This is a genomic window from Pelistega ratti, assembly GCF_009833965.1.
Lineage (GTDB): Bacteria > Pseudomonadota > Gammaproteobacteria > Burkholderiales > Burkholderiaceae_B > Taylorella > Taylorella ratti.
Genome location: NZ_CP047165.1, coordinates 730261 through 752482 on the forward strand (window position 1 = coordinate 730261; position 22222 = coordinate 752482).

Genomic DNA, 22222 nt, shown 5'->3' on the forward strand with positions numbered 1-22222 from the left:
CGCTAGTTTATTCTACACAATCTGATGAAGTCGAATTGTTTACAGAAAATACAAAAATTACAACCAATCGAGATACGGTGGTACTTATGCAGGACCCTGAAATCCGTCGAGCAATTAAAGATTTAACTGTTGCACCTTTGGCAGATAAAGCTAATGCTGTATTTAAAATTAAGGGTGATGAAATTATTGATAGCACTGATGGAACAAAAGAAGAACAAGTAACAGTTTTAATAGAGAGTGGTAAGGAAATAGACACGCTAACCAAATTGTCAGAGAACATCGTACAAGAGCCTGATGTGGAAATTAAATCTGGGGCAATGGTGACAATTACTCAAATTAATTTCTCATCTGGTGAAAATGGTTGGAAAATGAAATATGACGGTAAAGAACGTGCTGTTGTACTACGAGATATAGCTTTCTTATCGAAAATCAATGCCGATCAAGCGAGTTTCCGTAAAGGTGACTGGCTGAAAGTAAATCTAAAAATAATGAAAACCTTTGGTGTTCAAACCAAAACAACATATATAATAACCGAAGTTGCAGAACACTTGGTCGGCAAAGACCGTAAATTAACAGAAAATGACTAATATTGAATTGCTTACCAACATATTCTTAGCCATAGGGATAGTTTTATCTATTCCTATGTGGATCTGCGTGGGCGAAAAATTGAGTCAAAAAGTTAGATTATTTTTCTTCCCTATCAAAAAAGTCAAAATCCGTCGTTGGCATAACGATCAGTTTCTCGGTTATGGAGAATTAGATTTAACCTCTCCAGAGACCTTAGCTGAGCAACTTGAATGAATTGATGCAAATCTAAAGGAACAGCGTGCCAATGGACGATAACAAAGATAAAAATTTTTCTTCCACACAAGCAATTGCGACTTATTCTACGGCAATAGCTGCTATAGCGGTATTTCTTATTAATTGGTTAGCAAGAGAAGATCTTAAACAACCATTATTATTGCTCAATTCAGCACTAAGTCCGTTATGTGGTTCATTTATCTATTCATGGTCATCAGCTCGTCACTTAACAGCAGAGCAAGAAGCAACTATCGCTGCGTATAAAGCTGCTTTAAAAGATTTAGATTAGGAACTGAAAAAAGAATTTTATTCACCAGAAGAAAAACAACAGCTAAAAGAAAAACGAATGAAATTGGTACTTGAATTAACGGATATTCGTAAACAACCCGCAAAATATGTTGTAAGAAATAACACTAATGACAATCCTATTTAATTATTCATTCACTAGTTTTATAATTATCCTTGCATTACTTATTTAAGGAGCTTAAATTGAACAATTTAGAGAGTATTTTTAATTCAATAGAATTTAAGAATTCACTAAGTTTCATTGTTGAATTAGTAAAAAGTGATGCTAAAAATTCACCTAATGAAAAAACAATAGAAACAAGATTTGATAATTATCTTTATCAATTATTTCAAGACTACTTTGTAAAGCTTGGTTATGAGTATAGTCCAATTAAAGAAAAAAGTGTAATTTCCGTTCGTTCAGGAAGAATAGATACTGCGTTATCTAATGTGTTAATTGAATTTAAACAACCCAAAACACTATCTTCAAAAAAAGACAAGGAATCTGCAATCTTACAAACTCTATCATATCTTGATAGCGAGAACCAAAATAGTATAAACAAAACTTTTGCTTTACTAACAGACGGTCAGCAATGTGCTATTTTTACAGTAGATAGCAACGGACAAAAAAGATATGAGGATTTTGTTGAAATTACTTTAGAACATTACGAGCGTTTAATTAAATCAATCTTAGGTTTAAATCAAAAAACTTTTGATTCAGAAGCATTGGTAAATGATTTTGTAATTAAAAATAATTCGCCAATAAGAATATTGGCTAATATCCTTTATCGCAGTATTTACTTAAATAGTACTGAAAAAAGTCAAATGCTTTTAAAGGAATGGAAAAGTTTATTTAAACTATCTCATAGCGATCAATCACAACAAAAAGATTTAATTGAGAGACGAAAAGCTCTTAGCGAGTATTTATCTTTATCATTGAATGATGTAGATAGTGAATACAATGCTTTATTCTCTTTGCAAACAGCTTATTCTATACTTATTAAGCTAATAGCATTTAAAGTTGTTTCTGAAATAAAATTTGATAATGCCTTAGTGAATTACTCTGAAATACTAAATGCAAATTCTTCATCTTTACAGAGAAAAATGGAAGATTTAGAGAGTGGTTCAATTATTCGTGATTACGGAATTCAAAACTTACTAGAGGGGGATTTTTTCTCTTGGTACTCTTCTGAGCAGCAATGGAATGAAGAAATTTCAACAGCAATCAAGTTGATTGTCTTAAAATTAAACAAATATACAACATTTGATTTTTTTAGCTCTAATTTAAAAGCTAAAGATTTTTTTAAAAATTTATATCAAACTGTAATCCCAAAATCGGTAAGACATTCATTAGGGGAATACTATACACCTTATTGGTTAGCAAACCATGTTGTTGAAAAGACATTACTTAGTATCAATAATAATCAATGGAGAGCGTTAGATCCGACTTGTGGTTCAGGCACATTTATCACTATACTTATTGATAAAATCATCAATGAAACTAAAGAAAAATACGATAAAGGTAGTATTCTAAAATCAATAACTTCAAGAGTTATTGGTATAGATTTAAATCCTCTTGCGGTATTGACAGCTCGAGTAAACTATTTTTTAAATATAGCTCAGTTTATGAGTTTTGATTCAGAAATAGAAATACCAATTTATAGTGGAGATGCTGCATACACACCTGAAGTAGTGTCAATTGATGGTGTTAGATTTATAAAATATTCGCTAAATACTAATATCCCTGTTGAAAACGGAGCTGACACATCATTTTCTGTATATTTTCCAGAAGTAGGATTGAAAAATTTAAAGAAATTCTCTCGCTGCATGATAGACATTGAATTAGATATTAAATTATTAAGTCCTGTTAATATATTTAATCGTTTAATGTCATTAATACCTTATGAATTAAAAGAAAATGCAACCGTTTGTAGTAAATTAGAGGATTTATCTAATAGTTTTATTAGATTTGAGAGCAATAACTGGAATGGCATTTGGGCTAGAATTATTGCAAACTATTTGACAACATCAAAATTAGGTAAATTTGATGCAATCGTAGGAAATCCTCCATGGGTAGATTGGAAAAATTTACCATCAGAATATAGAGAAAAAATTAAGTCGTTAGAGGTTACAAACACTATATTTTCTGGTGATTATCGAACAGGTGGGATAAATCTTAATATAGCAGCTTTAATCACCAATGTTGTTGCTAGCAATTGGTTAGATAAAAAAGGGGGAATGGGCTTACTAATGCCTGATACCTTTTTAGTTCAGAAAACATATGAAGGATACAGAAAATTATTATTAAGCAATAATAGAAAAGCTTACTTTAAAGCAATAGATGATTGGTCTAAGGCTGGCAATCCTTTTGATGGTGTTACACAAAAATTTTATACCTATTACTTTACGAAAACCCCACAAGATTATCAAAAAGGCATACCTATTGATTACTATCAAAAATTAAAAGGTGTCAACTCCCAAGTTGAATCTCTTGATTTTCAAGCTTCTTTCTCGGTTGAAAAAGGAAAAGCTATACAAACAAGTGAAGATACAACTAATTTTTGCCTAATTCATAATAATGCAAATTTAACCATTGAGAATCTAAAATTAATAAGCTCTAATCTATCAGATTATCGTGGTAGAGAGGGTATTGAGTTTTATCCGCAAGAGCTAGTGCTTTACGAGTATGTAGAAAGAGGAAGAGAAACAAATACAACCGTCACACTAAAGAACGTTCAAGTTAAAAAATCAAAGTTTAAAGTACCTCAATCTCAAATTTTTATTGAGAAAATTTACTTAAAACCTCTTGTTCGTGGTGTTGACATAACTCCATTTAATATTAATAGTAAATATATTGTTCCATTTGCTTATGACTCAGAATATAGTAAAAGAGTAGCTATAAAAGAAAATGTATTAAGAGAAAAATCACCTTTATTATTTAAGCATTTTTCTTTGCATAAGGAGCTATTTGAATCTCAAAATCATTATAGTAAGAAGATAATTAATGGAAATCATATTCCATATTATTCTATGGCAAGAGTTGGAGATTACACATTTGCCCCTTATCACGTTGCATTTAGAGATAATACGCGAAATGTGGCTTGTGTTGTTAGTGAAATAGAGATGCCTTGGGGTGAAAAAGTTGCTCCAGTTTTTCAGAATCACGCTGTTACAATTTCTCAAAGACCTAATGGAGAATATATTTCTTTAGATGAGGCATATTATATTGCTGGTATTATAAATAGCGATGTAGTCTGTGAATTTGTAAAAATCTCTTCAGATGGTCGTTCTTATCCAATACATCCTAGGTATAGGATTCCGCTTTACGGAAATGAAAAAATATTGGAATATCAAGATAAGATAATTGAGTTATCAAAAAAAGCTCATAATAATTATTTTGATGAAAAATTGATAAAAACGATTACAAAAGAAATAAGCTCAATTTACCTTGAAATGTTGCAGATGCTATAAACAAAGGCGGTTTTTAACCACCTTTCAAATCTTGTAAATTAAGTTTTAAAATTTATGATTACTTTTGCATTTCAGACAATGCTTTAAAAGACACATCAAACGCAGTTTGCGTATCATTCGACATCATTCGGTAATGATTGATAAGAGCTTGTTCTTTTGCTTCTAATTCATCATTAGGCAAGCTGCGGTACATTTTCCCTTCACCAGTAAGCAACCAGTTAATGTCAATATTCATCGTTTCTTTTAACTTGATTAGGGCTTCTACGTTTGGTTCTCTTTCATTACGCAAATAATTTTGAACGGAACGATAAGGAATGCCAGAGATTTCCGAGAATGCTTTGATATTCAAATTTTGGGGCTGTATTAGATTAGCCCTAAATTTTACACCATTTTCTCAGCATTTTTAACTGCTCTTTTGGTGTTCCAAAGTTAAACCGAAACTCACATTCTTTCAAGAATAAAGCAAAGTATTTTCGGTCTATTCCATTATACTTACGAAGCACTCTTTTTGCTTGACTCCAGAAGTTTTCTATACCATTAATATGGTTTTGTCTTATAGCAAACTGCTTAGTATGATTAATCCGTTGATGATGAAATCCATTCACATCAAGGGTATTATAACTGGGACATGTATCGGTATAAACCCAGCTATCTGGTTTGATTTTCCTTTTAATAACAGGTAGTAAGGTCTTACTTTTCGTGTCCTGTACGATAAGCGTAAAAACCTTACCTTGCCTTTTCAATATCCCAAATACCGCTACTTTACCTGTTGCCCCTCACCCTCGTTTCCCCTTTCGTTTACCACCAAAATAACTCTCATCAAGTTCTACTGCACCTTCAAAAATTTCATCCGCTTCTAAGGTTAAATAATAATTAATGATCTCTCTAATTTTACGATAAAAGAGTGCAGCTGAATTAGGATTAATACCCAGTATATCGGCTGCTGATCGAGCGGTTACTTCTAGTACAAAAAATTCAAGTAATTTTCTTTGTATAGATTTCCTTAATTTACAATAACTTATCTTCATTTTTATAGACTAACATAACTGCTAATCTAATACAGCCCCAAATATTTTATTAAGATTACGCGGTGAAGTACAATACTGATCAGCAATTGCCATAATAGGTGTTGTTATTAACTCCCCTGTTTGAATCTTTAATACGATATTATTAACGATGATAGATTGCTTAGAAATATCATGATATTTTGGGGCATATTCAGGTTTACAACGTAAACAAGGGCGAAACCCTTCGGCAATCGCCTCCTCTCTGGTATCAAAGTACTTTACATTCTTTTCTAATGGTAACTTTGCAGGGCATATCGTCCGACAAAAAATACCAGTGGATTTAACAGCAATAAAAAACTTCCCATCAAATCTTGGATCTCGGCTAAGCCTTGCTTGTTGGTAAATTTGAATTGGCATAGTACCCATATAATAATCCCTTTACTTCTATTTCTAAATAGTCTATAGGATTTTAAGAGGGGCTATTTTACAAAAATCGGAACGTAATGATAAATGGAAAGAAATAAAAACTAATAATAGTGCTTTTATTATTTTTTGATAAATAGGAAAGTTAAAAATCAAATGCTAAGTATTTTAAGTTAAACCTCTCACCCTCCCTATCTAGTTTTAATCAATAGCTCTAACCAATCTACCTTGCCCATAAACTTCCAAAGAAGTACAATCGCCCATCATTCTTATCATACGAAAATAATCCTCAGAATCCACATCATCAGCAATAAAATAACGCCCATCTTTAAATAAAACAATAAACCGCATTTTATAAGCAACAACCCTCTCTTTTGGAGGAAAAAGAAGATCAGTAAACATTGCTGCACCTACACCAATAGCTGCACCTAAAGACCCCCCCAAAGCACCAACTCCACCCCATAATAGCTTATTTGTTTTAGGTAGTTCTTCACTCTCTGAGTCAACTGAGATAAGTCTTAGCTCTTGGCACTGGTCATAATATATGGTTGTTGCATCAGATATATCATTTACCGTACGTTTAGCATTAGGAAGCCAAAAACTACCAAGTTCTATTGAACCGTACGTTCCAGATGCAAAATTAGTATCTATTATATTAAATCGACCAAACATACCAACCTCCCTAAAAAATCCTATAGCATTTTACATTGGGCTTTTATTTAATGCACAAACTTAACAACAGAATAATTATCAAAAACTTGCACTTTGGCTAAGTTTTGTATACTCTTTACCATTGTTTTGTAGTCCTCTTGTTCACTAACACCCACAAAATACAACCCATCTTTAAATCGTACACTAAACTCAATATCATACCCAACTACTTTTGTCCCGGGCGGATTAAAATAATCATAAACCATTCCTGATAATACACCTAAAACAGCCCCTATAGGACCAGCAGGAGCACCAAGAATACCTAATAAGAATTTATTCGATTTAGGAGCTTGCTCTGTTTGTACATATCCGTTAAGTAATCTTATCTCACTACAGTTTTCATAAGAGAACAAGGCTCTATCTAATTGATGTGCTTCTGGTAGTAAAAAACCATAAACACCATCATTTCCCCTTGTACCCGACAAGAAATTGCTATCTATGATTTTAAACATACCAACCTCCCTAAAAAATCCTATAGCATTTTACATTGGGCTTTTACTTAATGCACAAACTTAACAACATCATAATCACCAAAAATCTGTAATGTTTCAAATGCTTGTATATATCTTATCATTTGTTGGTAATCCTCTTTTCTCATAGTACCTACAAAATAAGAACCATCTTTAAATAACACCACAAATTCAACATCATACCCACTCAATTGTCAAAACAAATAATAACCTATTGATATTAAATAAGATTTAAATATTATTTTTGATACTCTACCGTTAAATTTACCGTTAATACTTAGCTATAAAGCAATAAGGAATATATGTTTAGCAACCTAATGCATACTATATTATCACTCTTTATGAATACTCTCTACATAATCCTGTAAAGCATTTAACTGTCTAATAGCCTTATCTCCTCTTTCTGTTATTCCGATAAGGCGTTGAGCAGTTCCTCTGTCAATGTCGGCATATGCTTTTGCATTGTCCACGCTGGTGGTTTGGGTATTTTGGCGGGTGCATACACTGGCTTGATTGATGGCGACACGCAACCGCTTATTGCCAGTGCTAATATTATGTTTAAGCCGATTAATTTCAGTTTGTGCATGGTTTAATTCCTCGTAGTGTTTTTTATCAAGTTCATTTACAGTAGATTGCCATTTAGCCTCTAAGGCTCTAGCTTCTTCATTTCGTTTAGCTATTTCATTGTTCATTACTGTTTTCATAGCGTTATAGCCTTGATTGTACTGATACCGACCATAAAGCAAGCAAGCGGAAATAGCAGAGACAACAATAACCCCTCCTAAAATAGCTTTATTTTTCATATTATTTATAATCATCATATTTTCCTTAATTATTTATTAAATCTTTAATTGCCATAATAAAATTAGGCAACCACCATAACACAATCGGTACAACAGTAGCAAAACATAATGTCCAGATAGTTTTACGGATTTCTTTCGATGGCATATTTTCAGTTTGCATAAACATTCCTAGCAATTTAAACATAAATCGGTTATACTCTTTCATGAATTAGAATTCCTTTACATGAGGATATTTATCACCCAGCAAGAGTTCTCGCTCAAGCTGGGTTTTTATCACTATCGAATAGATTGAATAAAATCAGGCAATACGGCTACTAACCCCACGATAAAACTACATATCAACACCGCCCATAAAAAGTATCCTACTTTTTTGGATTTATCCATTAATTCAAGCATTTTTCTTAGCTCCTTGATTAATTTAAAAAAAGACAATACAATATCCATAAACATATAATTCTTCCTAATAAAAAACCCAGTACGAGTTGCCGCTCAAACTGGGTTTAATTTTTACTACCACCATCTAATCGCTGTTATAAAAGTTCCTAAAACAAAAACAAACAGAATAAAAACCAATGTATTAATTAAGTACCTAAAAGACTTTGACTGCTCATATTTATCTAGCATTTCAGTTACCTTTAAAACTATGTTAAAATTCATATGAAAACCTAATAAATGTTAAATTTTTGTTGTTCAACCACAAACCCTAGTTACTCGTAATAACTAGGGTTTACTTTTGATGAATGAATAATAAATTAGAGCAATAAGAAAAAGTACCTTTTCCTATAATCCATTAAGACACAGCTCCCGTTCTGCCAAACGCCTGTTATATAACCCTTGTACAAACCGACCATTGGCATAGCTCCACACAGGCTTACCATCAGCACCATGAGCCAATGCATCACAACCTGCCTTAATCTTACCTGCATTAATCAATCGCACCGCACGACTCTGGCAGGTAGCATTCACCCCTACATTATGTGCATGACTACTCAACGCATCAAACACATGTTGCGTAATCCCTTGGTTACGAATACACATCGCTAATTTCTGTTGTGTTTCTACCGTCACTTGCTTTTCTACTGCATCACACTTTTCTTTTGACCAACGCTCCCCGACCACAACAGGATAAGGACTTGTCCACTTCGTAATCCCCTTGCATACCGTTGGCAGCCCCCCAGCTAGCTTATCGGCATACACCACATATTCACGCCCTTCCCATCGGGCTAAAAAATCCATAAAAAAAGGCGTTGCTGTCGCAATCGCCCCTGTTGTTAATAACGCAACAATACTCTTTTTCTTCATACCTTTTCTCCTCGTTGATATGCCATTGTTCTCGCCTTTAACTCATCAATCCGTGCTTGACTCTCCATTCGCTCTCGCTTATCTCTTCGCCGTTGAAAATACACATTCATCGCCAACCCCAAAATTGCCACTGTACTCGCAATAATAGAAGTCCAGTTCCAATTAGTGATACTTGAAAATATCCCCGTTAAACCTGAATAAATGGTCGTATTAGTAGATACCGTAATCCCTACCGTATCAGGGATTCTATTTAAAAAATTCATCAACAACCTCTTAATAAAAAAGACGGATATTCAATACCCGTCTTTACTCACACACTACCAATTACTGCGTAATAACCTTACCACCAGCAAACATAAAGCGATCGGCTAATTCATAACCAGCTTGATAGTTATACTCGTTTTCTACTCGTTCCGCGTCTGTTGCAATAAGCTGTTCCGCAATCCATGCTAGCGTATCACCTGTAGGCTTACCTTTTAGCACTACGGAATAAGTCGCTAATGCTTGTGCTTCTGCATGAGATAATGCCTCTTTATTAAAGTAAGATGCCACCGTAACTGTTACTACATCATCATCTACTTGTACCGTATAGGCTTTAATCTTATGAGCAGATAGCGGTACATAGTAAGGTGTACTAAGCACTTGTTTTTCAATAATCATCATATTAAGACTCCATAAAAAAAGCCCTCAAAATGAGGGCGTAAAAAAACCGACTATTGTCGGGGTTAAAAATTACTGTTTAGGGTACTTTCGTTTGATTTCTTCAATTTGAACTAACCACTCTTTTGTTTCCTTAGGAAGTTCAATTCCTTGTCCCTGTAAGGATTTAAACCCTTTATAAATTGCATCAAGTTGATGACCAATTTCAGGATAATCAGATGATCGTAATGGTTCATACGGTTCATTGTGCTTGATTTTCATAAGTAATACTCCAATCTAAATAAGGAAAAGCAGATACGGTAATTTCATAAGTACCTAGTTGATTAAACTCTAATTCCGCTTTATCATCTGTACATTCATAAATTTTACCGTTAATAGTAATTTCACATGGGACTGGTAAATTTTGTAAGGTGGCATTTTTTAGTACCGTTTGTTGTGATGGTCTTTCTGTTACTATCCCATTCTTAACGTAATGGATAGACATATCCGCATTAACCCCAAGCAAAAAATGCTCCCCTCGATTTAACCAAACAGACCCTAAATCACCATCTAATATACTGATAATTCGTCCTGTTTCGTTATCATAATTAATTAGCTTTGCCATAAATTATCCTTATTTCATTGTGCCAAAAATAACAATAGATAAATCTGAAATTGGCATATTTTTTAACTCCGTCCTTCCGTGACGGTTTTCTATTTCTATTTTAATTGCATGACTACCTACTGGAATATCAATAGTAAAACAAGCATTTATTTGACCTCTACTATTTATATATAATTGAGGAATACCGTATTCATTCCTACCACCGCCAGAGCTTTGCCAACCATATTGTCTTGTTATTCTGTTTACTCCATCTACCGATACAACTAATTTCGAGCCATATCCGTTACCCGCATAACTATTTATACTAATTGGTCCTTTTTCAATAAAAATAATAATCTTACTTTGATGTGGTACATGGAAATTAAGCGTTTGACTATCTGATAGACCAAAATAACTCAGATGTCTAGAAATAGCCCCATCTTTAATCTTAATCGTATCAACGGATAAATTTTGAATATGTGCTTCGGTAATAGCAGCATCAGCAAGTACACCAGATTGAGCCGTAATCGTCTTAGCCGCTAATTTATCAGCCGTAATACTGTTAGCAACCACTCTATTACCATGTAACGTATTGGTAATAATACGGTCGCCATTCAGACTATTAGCAACTATTCTATTGCCATGAAGGGTATTAGCCACAATCCTATCCCCATTAACCGTATTAACCGCTAATTTATTACCATGAATACTCCCATCTACAAATAAATCCCCATTAATCCCTACTTTATTATTTGCCACAATAAAGACAGGCTTAGGGCTACTGTCTTTGACATCTTTAGCAATCGTAAATCTATCGGCTAATACAATAACAGAGGACTCTACTGCTTTACCACTGCTCTCTACCCCTAATTTAATACCGGCAATCGCTGTTTTACCATTGGCAATCGCTTGTGTCTGGATAGAATGAGTGGCTTTTACCTTTCCATCAAGCGTTGCAACGGTATTACTCACTTGTCTGACTTGAGTGGAGTTATTACCAACAGAAGAGGTCAAGCTATCAATGCGTTCACTTAATGCTTTATCAAGCGTTGTTATCGTACTACTTAGCTGTTTTACTTGTGCAGTATTATTGCCTACAGTAGTTTGCATAGTGTCAATACGCTCACCTAGTGCTTTATTTGTGGTACTAACCGTTTTACTTAACGCACTATAGTTAGCTTCTGTACTCCCTACTCTACTTGTTAGCTTATCAATTGCGGTCGCTTGTGCTTTTGTCACATTAGCCTGTGTCGTTCTATAGTTATCTAAGTCTGCTAATACTTTTGCAATATCTCCTTCAACATCTTCCGGTGCCGGTGTCCAGTCTGTCGCAATTGTGCCAGATTCTAGTTTTAAACTATGAAACTCAACCCATTGTCCTATCGCTCTATTTCTAAACCCAAAAAGAATATAGCCTTGTTCAGTCGTAAAGTGTGCCGTAAAGGTAAGTTTATATAATCTAAAGTTTGTTTCATCACCTGATACGGTAATCGGTGTAAGCAATTGATTACTACCATCTAAACGCATTAAATAGCAATAATTCAATAGCGTTATATTACCCCTAGCATAAAATGACAGTGTGTATTGCTTACCTTGTTCAAAGTGACTTTTACTAAACTTCGCATGTGAAGCAATACCGGAATGAACTGTATCTTGTGTTGAGGTAATTTTTATGGCTCTACGCTCTTTCTCTGTTGAAAAAGTAATCGTTGATTTTCCCCAACGATAATAATCGGTAAATTCACTATTCTGGATTAAGTTACGCCCACCCACACTTAAATTATCAATTCTTGCGTTAAGGTTTTGATTTACTTCATTTAGGCTTTGCCCCTGAGTCGTGATAGTACGCTGTATGACGGTAATATTACCCTCAACAACACCCACCCGTGTCATCAGATTATTAAACTGTTGAGCCTGTGCTAAATCTTTGCCCGCTTGTGTTTTTTGATAAGCCGTTAAATCAGCAGCAACTTTCGTTACATTACTATCAACATCTTCCGGTGCCGGTGTCCAGTCTGTCGCACGATTACCTTTTTCAAGTTTAATATTTTTAAATTCAAATTGTTCAGGGGTATTACTTCTAATTTCAATGATGATATTCCACAATCTATGCCCTGCCTTTAATGCAGGAACAACCCCTGTTAATGATAACTTTTCCCACTTATTCGCTTTTGTATGTTTAAAATAACGATAAATAGGATTAGATGACCGATTTACGCCATTTTCTGTATAAAATTGACGTACAAAAGCCCTGATAAAACTGCCTGATATTGAACTGGCTTTTACCTCAAAAGAAAGCGTAATCTCTTGTCCCTCTACTAGCAATTCTTCCAGTAATGTATTATCAGTTGAACGTTGATAATAGAACGCCCACTTATCAGGCGTAATCGATTTCAATGTAAGAACAGTATCGGTTCTTTCCATTTCCCCTTGAACTTGATCGCCATGTTTACCAAACTTCCAAAAATCAGTATTGGTTAGCTGATGGGTGGCTCGTAAAAAATTTCTACCCCCGATATTTAAATTATTTATTTTTGAATTAAGATTCTGGCTAACCTCATTTAAACTTTGACCTTGAGTGGTAATGCTGCGTTGCATAGTCGCTATATTTCCCTCTACCGTCCCGATTCGGGTTACTAAGGCATCACGTTTGGCGGCTTCGGCTTTCGTTTCATTCACCCTAGCAACTTTTTCCGTCTCTATAGCGGATAATGCCTTATCTGCTTTGGCGGTTAAGGTCGTGATTTGTTGGGCTTGCTGTTTATCCGTATTTTGTAATTGCGTAATAGCGTTCCCTCTGGTTTGTGCCTCCTGCTGCAATGCTTTTGTACGATTATGTGTTTCAGCCTGAATAGCTTGTGTTCTATTTTTAGTTTCTTGCGTAATACGGTTAGATAATGTACTTATATCATCTAACATGGTTTTATCCATATTAGCGCGTGGTAGCGTAAAGTCCTTTTTAAATGCTGATGCATCTAAGGTTGCTTTTTCTATCATCTCACCGCTAATTTTTAATTGTAACGGGCGAGTAATAAACGACCCACTCATATTTAAGCTATCTTTCCCGAACGTATCATATCCGGCACACCAGATATAGTAGTCTTTAATTTCCAGTTCTTTATTATTAATTTGCTGGAAAAACACCATATTAGAAACCGTATCTAAATAGACATTATCCAGTGCTGGTACAAAGTCAGCTTTATCACTAATCCAATACAAAAAGCCTGCAAAATCTTCTTCATTGGGCTTATGGCACGTTAAGGTAATGGCTTTTACATTAGGGGTAATTTCAATCCCTTGTAATGCCCCTATTTGGGGGTTTGTGCCGGTTACTTCTACCCACTCTGATTTAGATTGTCCTTTACCTAATGCCCGTACTTTAAAGGTAAGGCTACGCACTAGACCACCATCTTGACGCATATCGGCATTACTATAGCTATAGGTTAAGGTATCACCGATTTTAACGGTGCGGCGTATTGTACCGTTAGAAAGTACCTGTACCTCATAGCCTGTTGCCTGAACAACACGCTCCCATTTGATACGAACCGTTGATTGATTAAACCCACCCATAATCGCTAAACCTGTTGGGTTAGGAATAGCAACCGCCGTACCGACTACCACAAATTCTTGCGTATAGGTACGACTCATGCGGTTATGCGCAAAGGGGCGGATTTCTACCCCTAATACGTCCCCCTCTCTGGCTTCAACGGTTGTACTATAACCATGCACACGTTGATTGACTAATACCGCTCCTGTCTCTGTGTTATATATCACTACATCAGCATTGGCTTCTTCACTCATCACCCAAGTAAGCGTTACTTGTGTTGTACCGTTTTTTTCATCTATCACACGTTCAGTTGTATAGGCATCAAATACTTGTATTGCCGGTAAATCCTTTGCGTCTTTTCTAGGCACGGCTTGATAAAGATTATTTTCCGCCTTGAAATAATCAGGGATATATTCAATCGCTTCAAATCTGACATTACCGTTTGATTGAGGCACAACCGATTTAATCTGTAATTTAATACCGGGGGTTTTTACAGGATCATATTGCCATAACCAGTCCTCCGCTTGCCCGACTTCACCAAACGTCCAACCGCCTACTACCGTTAATTGATTGCCTTTTGCATTGACTTTAACCGTATAAATCTGGTTATAAGGATTGCGTAAAGATAGCCAAGCCCCTTTTTTCTCTGCCACTTCACTATCAATGGTAATGACACCTGTAGTGGTATCAACAGCTATTAGGCGACCCCCGGCAGAATAACTGGTTAAATCATGTGTCAGTTGTGCCACATCACCTCGGGTTAATACCGCCCCCTCAATATCCATTTCAAAGGCGTATTGTTTGCGGTGATAGTGCTGACTGGCGGCTAAAAGATTCGCTTCTCTACCGGCTTGATTTTCATCTGTACACCCCTCTAAATCTAGCGTAATCGGGTTATTCGTTTGCTGTACACCCGGCACAGTTTGACGAACAACAGACTTTTCCCAGTTCTTTTCTTTATCAAAGAAATTAACAATGATTTCATCCGCCACATCGGTATTAATCACTTTATAGCTAAATGAGCCGGCAATAATATTAGCCGGGGTTAATAGCGTTGTAACGGGTAATTTATCACTATCCCAAATCACCCCACGCTTGCCTGTTTGCCATGTGGTAGAGGCGCGTCCTGCTCGTGCAATGGTATAGTAAACTTCTTCTACATTCATCTTACGGTCAAGTACCCAGTTAAAAGTGAGGTTTTTACGCTCGCAAAACTCCGCCCATGCCTTAATCGCTTCAATATCAATACGATTATCAGGTAAACATTCCCCATAAAGACGGCGATAGTTAATATCCCGTTTACCTCTTGCCCACCATAAAAACCACCATGCAGGATTAGAGGTTTCTTTTTCCTCCCATGCACTACCATTCCAGACAGGGCATTTAGCCGAGGCAATCGCATTTAAGACATCAATTTGACCGTTTAATTGGCTGGTCGCTTTAATCCGTACCGCAAGACGTAATTGTCCTGTATAGTCCGCTTCATCAACCTGTGTGCAACGTATTTGAGCAATATTCGCTTTATTGCTTTTGCGTGTGGTCGCAATATCTTTAGAAAGTTTTCTAAAGCGGATTTCATACTGCCCACGTTCTACCGCTGTTTCAATGGTGTGTCGTGTCGGTTTTTGTGAGCTTTTACCCTGAATAGCGGTAATCCCTGACCCCTCATAACCACCATAAGGGTCAGGGGCTGAACCTTGCCATAATAAAGCACCACGCTTAAATCCTCCTCTTCTATTGGACGAATAGGGAATATAACGCCATGTATATTCTTCACAAACCTCTACTTCTTCCTGATACCCATAACGTGTTACGCTTAGTTCTTTGTGGCAAATACGCTCTTTATCACCTGCCTTATGTTCATCAGGACGAGTTGAACCATAACGGACTTGTTGCCAAACCGGGACTGTTGTTCTTCCATCTTTTCTCTCTTGTGTCGTATAACGACCAAGCGACCAATACCTTTCAGCCCCTACCCCATTATGACCACCTAAAGGTCGCCAATTCGTTTCCCCTACCTTACGATATTGGGCTTCTACTTGTAGGGTCATATTAACTTCATCACCTTTGTCGTTAATATCGTACAGATTACCTGCCAAATCAGCCGAAATAAAGGTTGTATCACGAGGGGTTGTTCGCTCTACCCAACCCATATCATGTTTAAGCTCAAAACCATCTAAGACATCAACATTGCCCGATACTAGCGACAACTTACCATCATGTAAAGAGCGGTTAATTTCTACTTCTTGATAGTTATTAATATCCGTATCACCAATGCGGATAGTCTCAAGGTTTAAATCGGTTTGTAAGCCAAAATGAAAGGCTTGACTCAGATACTGATCATCACCCGAAAATGAGGTGTAAGGCTTACTTGCCAAGAACGGTACAACCTTATGGCGACCAAATACCAATAACATAGGACCATAGGGATTAGCCTGATTTCTACCTGCATTAATGCCGTATGTAGGGCTTTGCTCTTTGTCTTTCATCGCTGGCATTTGTGGCTTAGGTGGAGGGAACAAAGCATTAAGCAGTATAGTTCCACCCATCATAATTAAAGCACCACCAACTGCCGCCGCCATATTACCAGTTAAGCCCATTGCCACACCTAGTGCACCACCAAACCCGGCAGAAGCGACCACCAAAGCAACCGTAGCAACAAGGCGTAAGACCTTACCTCCTCCGCCACCGCCTAAAGCAGACGAACGGAAAACAATATCATCACCCTCTTGTAAGATATATTGTCGCCAATCGTGCATGGCTAAAGCACCATTAATCAGTACAACAATAGAACCTTTAGGTACTTCAATACCGACACGTTCAACATACTGTCCTAATGTTTCACCCGTTTTAAACTTTTCGTAATAATAAAGGCGACCATCACCAATTAAGGGGTGTGGGTTACTTACTACTATTGGTTTTACATTTGTTTCCATTGATAAAAACCCTCTAATTCATATCCATACTGTGCCATCTCTCTAAGTCTTGTTAAAATCACAAAACCACTTCTTTGGTCGGCATGTAATATCCAATCTTCACTATCGATTCGCACATAAACACCTATGTGAAAAAAGCGTTTACGGCATAAAAAAAGGACGGGGTTTCCGTCCTGCTTTTTGTCTGTCTTGACCGCTAAATCATCTTTGTATAGCTGTAAGGCTCTTGCTTGTGCATAGACATTGGCGTTATAGCTAGGCTTTTGGATAAGATAACCAAACTCCGCCCCCACTCGTATAGCCAATGCCATACAGTCATTCTCTTCGCTATAGGTTTCACCAATATATTTTTCATACCATTGCATGATTAAAATATCCCCGGTGCGGTTTGAGGGGTAAAAAAGACACCTACCGCATGAGCGTGTAAAGAGTTAGTTCCTACTTTGATTTGCCCTGAAATTTTATTCCTATCCACTGAAATACCTGATAATTCAAAATCAATATCGACTTCCGGGTGTGGGTCTGATAGTAACGTCTGCATCAGCCTAATACGCACCCCCCGACCACCATCAGCCTCATTTATCCATTCACTTAGGGTTAATTCTCTACCGTCTCCACCGTCAAGCAATACGCCTCCAATGTTATTAATGCTAATTGTTCCGGCACTGACAACTTGATCCTCATCATTGGGTAGCGTAAACTCAAACGGAAACCCTAACCACCGCTTACCAAATACCTCTACATCAACCACATCATCATTAACATAGATTCGCTCTTGCATTTGAGGGTGATAGATTTCTAATAAGGTTAATAAGCGTTCTGGGGCATTTACCGTTACAAGGTTATTGGTGTATGTATTACTCATCTATACTCTCCTATACATCTATCGTTTCCATTTCACAGCTAACCTCCCAAATCTGCTTTTCCCTTAGTTTTAAACTAAACTCCCATTTAGGATTAATAAATCGGCATGTCTTAGTCACTAATGACATAGGATCGTGATAGCTAAAATACTGCGTCCCATTACCAATAGATTTAAGCCATTGCTCAAAGAGTTGCTTGTTTTTAAGTCCCTTTAGAAGAATAGATCCTTTATATGTTTTTAAGGGAACACTTCTTCCCGGACGCTGCTTTTTCAATCCACTATCCATATCAGATTGCTGAATGTTATAGTCCAGCTCTTCTGCATATCCCTCTCTTAAAAACTTGGCATAGCTTGGAAACTTTTCCATATAATCCCCTTATGAAGATTTCATCACTGATTTTAATTGTTGGGCATATTGTCCATTACCATTTAAATCTGCCAACATAATATCAATCACCATACGACCTGAGGCATCTTTACTCATCTTGGCATTACCCGTCATTGGCTGACTGCCATTATTATGGATATTTACAATCACATCAGACGGTCTTTGTTCACCCATCATCGGTTGTAAAGCAGGTAATAGATTAACACTACCAACAGCCCCTCCCATTGCGCGATACTGTACACGTCCACTATTAATTGCTTCTAACAGTTTAAGATTCGCTTTAGTGGCGCGAGCATTAATCACAAACTCCCCGTTAGATAGCATAGTAGGGATAGAATCACTCGTACCTGTTCCCGGTCCTCTTACAAAGCCTCCTGTTGCCATTCCACCTACTGAAACAAAATTAGTCGGTGTAACCGTCGGCAAACTTGCACCACCACCGCCCAAAAATCCCCCCAACGCATTGGCAAATAAACCCGTAATCCGCTGTTGAATAAAGATACGCACTAAGTCTTTAATAATGCTATTGGCCAGGTCTTTAAAACTCCCCTTACCCGTCATTACAAAATCCGTCAACGCATCTGTTGATTGGCTCGCCCAGTTCTGTACTGCACCACTTAACTGAGCATAAACATTCTGCGATTGAGTCGCGTAATTATTTAAACCCTCCTGAATACCAAGCAACCAATTACCCTCTGCTTGTTGTCTCTGTTGCGCACTATTTTGAATAATATTGAGCTTTTCTTCTTCTGTTTGTCTTAAATATTCTAAGCGTTGTTGATAGGCTTCATTACTAATTCGAGTCGATTCATTCTCTTGTGCTTCTTCTAACTCTCTCCGTTTTTGAGCAAATTCTTCTCGTAGCTGATACTCTGCTCGTAATTGCTCTCGTGCCTGCTCTCCCACACCCATTGAGGTAATATCCAGCATGGATTGTGCACGAAAGATATTTAACTCTTCCTCCATTAATCGAGCTTGTTTAGCCGTTTCTGCTTGTTCTTTTTGCGCTGAAATCATATCTACTAAAGATTGCGCATAAGCCTTTGCTTCTTCTGACCCTTGCATCAGGCTAATTTTATATTTTTGTGCTTCAACATCAGTCATACCAAATAAGGCGACTTGCTCTTTAAGTGATTTAGTCAAAGAGGCTAATTCAGACTCACCACCGCCTGATCGTCCACCACCTCCACCAGAACGCTTACCACCGCCTGTTACTTTGGTATTATTTTTTAGTCTATTAATCTGCTCTTGGGCTTCCTTGGATAAAACAAACTGGTCTAAATTAGCTAAAGCCGTCTCAAACGTATTAGATACCACCGCAGACATCTTATCCGAAAAATCCTTATCAATTAAACCGTTAGCTAATTGATTTGCTAAGACAGCCAATTGAGCCGTTTTCTGAATCAGTAGCTCCATCTTATGTCGCTCTTGCTCCAGATTCTTAATATTCTCAATAGCGGCATTCTCTGCTGCACTATCCTTTTGTTTAATCGCCTCTTCTAATCGTTTATACGCATCTGTTTGACCACCCACAATCCCGGCAATTTTAGCTTGTTCGGCATTTGCACCTTTTTGAGCCGCTTGAAACTCAGCTAATTCACGGGCATTCATACCAATCATTTTTCGAGTATCTTCTAGGTTTTTTAGATACTCAGCCCATTTTTCCATACCAGTGGGGAGAGGAGCGATGACTTTTTGTTGATTCAGTTTATTAATAGACTCTTTTGTTTGTTCCGCTGCTTTTGTTATATTATCTAATCCCTCTCGAGCTTCACCAAATCTAATTAAAGCCACTCTAACCTCTTCAATATTTTCATTAACAATTCCACCAGTACGTTCCCATCCCTCAATTAGTTTTAATTGCGCTGTATAGACCTCTTCAGCACTTAAACTTGTATCTCTCCCAATATCCCAAAGAGCCTTTCGTATATCCTCTCTCATGGTTCCTGATGATGCGTTAATGGTTCTCATCAGCTCAGAAAAAGTATTTTTAACAGTATCTACTTGAATCGTATAATCTTCATCCAACTGAATCTTAACCGCATCTAATTGAAAGCGATTTAAGGTTTTAATCTTATCAATCGTAGTATCTAATGGTGCATTAATATCAATTAATCGTTCTTCTGCTTTTTCGGTTTCACGGCTAAAATACGTCCATGCCATCGCCCCTACGGTTAAAGCACCCGTTAATAAACCTACAGGACCACCTACAAAACTTAAAGCACGAGAGGTAACACTATTCGCTGCATTATAGAGTTTAGTGGCATGGGTAAGATTTTTAGTCGCTTGAGTTAACTCCAATCTTCTATCAGCTAAATTAGCACTCGCTATAATCTGCTGACTTGTTCCCATTGCTGCTATTTTTTCAGCTTCTGCCTTTCTAACAATTGCTAATGCATCTGCATGATTAGCCCTTGCGTTATCTAATAAGGCTTTTGTATTAGCAATATTCGCAGCGGTTGCTTGATTCATTGCCACTGCCCCTGCATAGACAAATTGAGATAGCTTAGCACCACCAAATCCCACTACAGCAGCAGAGGCAATATCTAGATTATCTGCTAAAACACCTATTCCACTCGATATTAATTGAGTTGCTCCATAGGTTTCATTGGCTTCACCAATAAACTTAGCAAAATTATTCTGTAGCTTTGTCATCGCATCTGCTACAGTGGTTGGCATTTCATCTGCCTTTTTACCAAGCATATCCATTTGTGAGGTAACTTTGACCAATTGATCAGCTGTTACTTGCCCTGCACTCACCATCTGACGCAGTGCCTGCTGACTTCCCCCTGCGATACTATCCGCCAAGGCTTGGAATAAAGAAGGACTTGCTGCAACCACACTATTAAACTTCTGCATATCCATCTTACCTTCCAAAATAGCCGAAGAAATAGCATTAATCGCCGATTGTGTTTTCTGAGTATCAGCAGAATCAACCGTTAAACCAAACTGTACCGTAGAAACCAAATCAGCCGCTGTTTTAGCATCATACCCAAGCTGTTTTAATACTCCGCTTGTTCTAATAAAAAGCTCTGTTGCATCTTCATAATTTTTAAAAGTACGGTTAGAGGTCTCTAATAACTGTTCTTGAATAGCTTTAAACTCTTCTGTATCAGCCGTTGCTTGTTTAAGTCGTGAACTATATTGACCAAAAGAGTCAGCAACACCAATACTCATTTTAGACAAATCACGGAACATAGAAAGCCCATGATTCAACGCGACAATATTAAATTTGGTATTTAACGCTTTACTAGATTCCGCTAAAGATTGAAAAGCACTACCTAAACCATAAAGCTCTTTTTTACTCTTACTCGCAAAACTTTCCATCTGGTAGCTAGACTTATCTAGTGCCATAGAAAATTTAGCCGTATCCAAATTCATTAGAATATTTAATACACCTAATTGTCCTGACATAATTTATCCCATAAAAAAACCGCTTCATACTGAAGCGGTTTAAAATCAATTTAGAATCTATTAATGCACAAACTTAACAACAGAGTAATCACCAAGAATTTGTAAGGTTACACTACCTTGTATACACCTCACCATTCTTTTATACTCTTCTTGTTCCATTGTTGCCACAAAATAAGAACCATCTTTAAAAGATACAACAAATTCAACATCATACCCAACTACTTGTGTACGAGGCGGATTAAAATAATCATAGACCATTCCTGTTCCTATTCCTGCTGCTACACCGACTGGACCTGCAGCAACACCTAGAAGACCTAATAAAAATTTATTAGATTTTGGTCCTTTTGCTGTTTGAGCATATTCTCCCAATACACGAATCTCTACACAATTATCATAAGAGAGAAATTCTTCTGCATCTAGTCGATTCTTACCTATTTGAGCTTCTGGTAATCTAAACGTACCACCTCCCGCTCTACCAAAAGAACCTGACAAGAAATTGCTATCTATGATTTTAAACATACCAACCTCCCTAAAAAGACCAATCCATACTCTTATT

General features: G+C 36.8%; 22 protein-coding genes and 1 pseudogene. 4 read left to right on the forward strand and 19 right to left on the reverse strand.

The window, feature by feature from the left end; genetic code table 11:
* Nucleotides 1–77: 77 nt before the first annotated feature.
* The 4 genes from F9B76_RS03085 (at nt 78) to F9B76_RS03100 (ending at nt 4557) form a co-directional block, all read left to right on the forward strand.
* Nucleotides 78–587 (forward strand): LAPAL motif-containing putative phage structural protein, encoded by a 510-nt coding sequence (locus F9B76_RS03085; protein ID WP_480285506.1) that lies wholly within the window; start codon nt 78–80, stop codon nt 585–587.
* A 79-nt stretch (nt 588–666) separates the two neighbouring features.
* Nucleotides 667–801, forward strand: a complete 135-nt coding sequence (locus F9B76_RS10430) for a hypothetical protein (protein ID WP_279267999.1) — start codon at nt 667–669, stop codon at nt 799–801.
* Nucleotides 802–832: 31 nt separating this feature from the next.
* The gene (locus F9B76_RS03095) at nt 833–1090 is read left to right on the forward strand and encodes a hypothetical protein (protein WP_159990776.1); all 258 of its coding nucleotides are present in this window, start codon (nt 833–835) and stop codon (nt 1088–1090) included.
* Between the two features lie 200 nt (nt 1091–1290).
* Entirely contained in the window at nt 1291–4557 is a 3267-nt protein-coding gene (locus F9B76_RS03100) for an Eco57I restriction-modification methylase domain-containing protein (RefSeq protein WP_159990777.1), read from the forward strand.
* Nucleotides 4558–4615: 58 nt separating this feature from the next.
* Here the strand turns inward: F9B76_RS03100 and F9B76_RS03105 are convergent, their stop codons facing one another.
* From F9B76_RS03105 to F9B76_RS03190, 19 genes and pseudogenes are all read right to left on the reverse strand, one after another.
* On the reverse strand, nt 4616–4906 hold the full coding sequence (locus tag F9B76_RS03105) for a helix-turn-helix domain-containing protein (RefSeq protein WP_201289342.1): 291 nt from the start codon (nt 4904–4906) through the stop codon (nt 4616–4618).
* 25 nt (nt 4907–4931) lie between these two features.
* Nucleotides 4932–5585, reverse strand: a pseudogene (locus F9B76_RS03110) (IS1595 family transposase).
* Nucleotides 5586–5606: 21 nt separating this feature from the next.
* Entirely contained in the window at nt 5607–5990 is a 384-nt protein-coding gene (locus F9B76_RS03115) for an Ada metal-binding domain-containing protein (protein WP_159990779.1), read from the reverse strand.
* Between the two features lie 198 nt (nt 5991–6188).
* Nucleotides 6189–6659: a hypothetical protein gene (locus F9B76_RS03120; protein ID WP_159990781.1), complete on the reverse strand. Its 471-nt coding sequence runs from the start codon at nt 6657–6659 to the stop codon at nt 6189–6191.
* A 47-nt stretch (nt 6660–6706) separates the two neighbouring features.
* Nucleotides 6707–7150, reverse strand: a complete 444-nt coding sequence (locus F9B76_RS03125) for a hypothetical protein (protein WP_159990783.1) — start codon at nt 7148–7150, stop codon at nt 6707–6709.
* Between the two features lie 47 nt (nt 7151–7197).
* Nucleotides 7198–7359, reverse strand: a complete 162-nt coding sequence (locus tag F9B76_RS03130; RefSeq protein ID WP_159990784.1) for a hypothetical protein — start codon at nt 7357–7359, stop codon at nt 7198–7200.
* A 141-nt stretch (nt 7360–7500) separates the two neighbouring features.
* Complete coding sequence (locus F9B76_RS03135) at nt 7501–7860, reverse strand: lysis system i-spanin subunit Rz (RefSeq protein WP_159990786.1); 360 nt, start codon at nt 7858–7860, stop codon at nt 7501–7503.
* 136 nt (nt 7861–7996) lie between these two features.
* Nucleotides 7997–8131: a hypothetical protein gene (locus tag F9B76_RS10435; RefSeq protein WP_279268000.1), complete on the reverse strand. Its 135-nt coding sequence runs from the start codon at nt 8129–8131 to the stop codon at nt 7997–7999.
* Between the two features lie 620 nt (nt 8132–8751).
* Nucleotides 8752–9273, reverse strand: coding sequence for a lysozyme (locus tag F9B76_RS03140; protein WP_159990788.1), 522 nt, complete (start codon nt 9271–9273; stop codon nt 8752–8754).
* A complete protein-coding gene (locus tag F9B76_RS03145; RefSeq protein ID WP_159990790.1) occupies nt 9270–9536 on the reverse strand; it encodes a phage holin family protein in 267 nt (88 codons plus the stop codon). Before F9B76_RS03145 ends, F9B76_RS03140 begins: the two co-directional genes overlap by 4 nt.
* Nucleotides 9537–9597: 61 nt before the next feature.
* The gene (locus F9B76_RS03150; RefSeq protein ID WP_159990792.1) at nt 9598–9936 is read right to left on the reverse strand and encodes a hypothetical protein; all 339 of its coding nucleotides are present in this window, start codon (nt 9934–9936) and stop codon (nt 9598–9600) included.
* A gap of 69 nt (nt 9937–10005) precedes the next feature.
* Complete coding sequence (locus F9B76_RS03155; protein WP_159990794.1) at nt 10006–10194, reverse strand: hypothetical protein; 189 nt, start codon at nt 10192–10194, stop codon at nt 10006–10008.
* Complete coding sequence (locus tag F9B76_RS03160; protein ID WP_159990796.1) at nt 10175–10537, reverse strand: hypothetical protein; 363 nt, start codon at nt 10535–10537, stop codon at nt 10175–10177. The genes F9B76_RS03155 and F9B76_RS03160 overlap by 20 nt, the downstream gene beginning before the upstream one ends.
* A 9-nt stretch (nt 10538–10546) precedes the next feature.
* Entirely contained in the window at nt 10547–16999 is a 6453-nt protein-coding gene (locus tag F9B76_RS03165) for a host specificity factor TipJ family phage tail protein (protein ID WP_159990798.1), read from the reverse strand.
* Complete coding sequence (locus tag F9B76_RS03170; protein WP_159990800.1) at nt 16984–17364, reverse strand: hypothetical protein; 381 nt, start codon at nt 17362–17364, stop codon at nt 16984–16986. The genes F9B76_RS03165 and F9B76_RS03170 overlap by 16 nt, the downstream gene beginning before the upstream one ends.
* A gap of 2 nt (nt 17365–17366) precedes the next feature.
* Nucleotides 17367–17864, reverse strand: coding sequence for a DUF1833 family protein (locus F9B76_RS03175; protein WP_159990802.1), 498 nt, complete (start codon nt 17862–17864; stop codon nt 17367–17369).
* Between the two features lie 10 nt (nt 17865–17874).
* Nucleotides 17875–18231 carry a hypothetical protein gene (locus tag F9B76_RS03180; RefSeq protein ID WP_159990804.1) on the reverse strand — a complete coding sequence of 119 codons (357 nt, stop codon included), beginning with the start codon at nt 18229–18231 and terminating at the stop codon, nt 17875–17877.
* Nucleotides 18232–18240: 9 nt separating this feature from the next.
* Nucleotides 18241–21666 (reverse strand): phage tail tape measure protein, encoded by a 3426-nt coding sequence (locus F9B76_RS03185; protein WP_159990806.1) that lies wholly within the window; start codon nt 21664–21666, stop codon nt 18241–18243.
* Between the two features lie 60 nt (nt 21667–21726).
* Nucleotides 21727–22185 carry a hypothetical protein gene (locus tag F9B76_RS03190; RefSeq protein ID WP_159990808.1) on the reverse strand — a complete coding sequence of 153 codons (459 nt, stop codon included), beginning with the start codon at nt 22183–22185 and terminating at the stop codon, nt 21727–21729.
* Nucleotides 22186–22222: the final 37 nt, after the last annotated feature.

What these genes read in the sequence shown, in the direction of transcription:
- F9B76_RS03175 (WP_159990802.1), bottom strand. Translation starts at nt 17,864, where the DNA reads ATGAGTAATACATACACCAATAACCTTGTAACGGTAAATGCCCCAGAA.
- F9B76_RS03155 (WP_159990794.1), bottom strand. Translation starts at nt 10,194, where the DNA reads ATGAAAATCAAGCACAATGAACCGTATGAACCATTACGATCATCTGAT.
- F9B76_RS03125 (WP_159990783.1), bottom strand. Translation starts at nt 7,150, where the DNA reads ATGTTTAAAATCATAGATAGCAATTTCTTGTCGGGTACAAGGGGAAAT.
- F9B76_RS03190 (WP_159990808.1), bottom strand. Translation starts at nt 22,185, where the DNA reads ATGTTTAAAATCATAGATAGCAATTTCTTGTCAGGTTCTTTTGGTAGA.
- F9B76_RS03150 (WP_159990792.1), bottom strand. Translation starts at nt 9,936, where the DNA reads ATGATGATTATTGAAAAACAAGTGCTTAGTACACCTTACTATGTACCG.
- F9B76_RS03115 (WP_159990779.1), bottom strand. Translation starts at nt 5,990, where the DNA reads ATGGGTACTATGCCAATTCAAATTTACCAACAAGCAAGGCTTAGCCGA.
- F9B76_RS03170 (WP_159990800.1), bottom strand. Translation starts at nt 17,364, where the DNA reads ATGCAATGGTATGAAAAATATATTGGTGAAACCTATAGCGAAGAGAAT.
- F9B76_RS03160 (WP_159990796.1), bottom strand. Translation starts at nt 10,537, where the DNA reads ATGGCAAAGCTAATTAATTATGATAACGAAACAGGACGAATTATCAGT.
- F9B76_RS03165 (WP_159990798.1), bottom strand. Translation starts at nt 16,999, where the DNA reads ATGGAAACAAATGTAAAACCAATAGTAGTAAGTAACCCACACCCCTTA.
- F9B76_RS03145 (WP_159990790.1), bottom strand. Translation starts at nt 9,536, where the DNA reads ATGAATTTTTTAAATAGAATCCCTGATACGGTAGGGATTACGGTATCT.
- F9B76_RS03140 (WP_159990788.1), bottom strand. Translation starts at nt 9,273, where the DNA reads ATGAAGAAAAAGAGTATTGTTGCGTTATTAACAACAGGGGCGATTGCG.
- F9B76_RS03095 (WP_159990776.1), top strand. Translation starts at nt 833, where the DNA reads ATGGACGATAACAAAGATAAAAATTTTTCTTCCACACAAGCAATTGCG.
- F9B76_RS03120 (WP_159990781.1), bottom strand. Translation starts at nt 6,659, where the DNA reads ATGTTTGGTCGATTTAATATAATAGATACTAATTTTGCATCTGGAACG.
- F9B76_RS10435 (WP_279268000.1), bottom strand. Translation starts at nt 8,131, where the DNA reads ATGCAAACTGAAAATATGCCATCGAAAGAAATCCGTAAAACTATCTGG.
- F9B76_RS03180 (WP_159990804.1), bottom strand. Translation starts at nt 18,231, where the DNA reads ATGGAAAAGTTTCCAAGCTATGCCAAGTTTTTAAGAGAGGGATATGCA.
- F9B76_RS03135 (WP_159990786.1), bottom strand. Translation starts at nt 7,860, where the DNA reads ATGAACAATGAAATAGCTAAACGAAATGAAGAAGCTAGAGCCTTAGAG.
- F9B76_RS03185 (WP_159990806.1), bottom strand. Translation starts at nt 21,666, where the DNA reads ATGTCAGGACAATTAGGTGTATTAAATATTCTAATGAATTTGGATACG.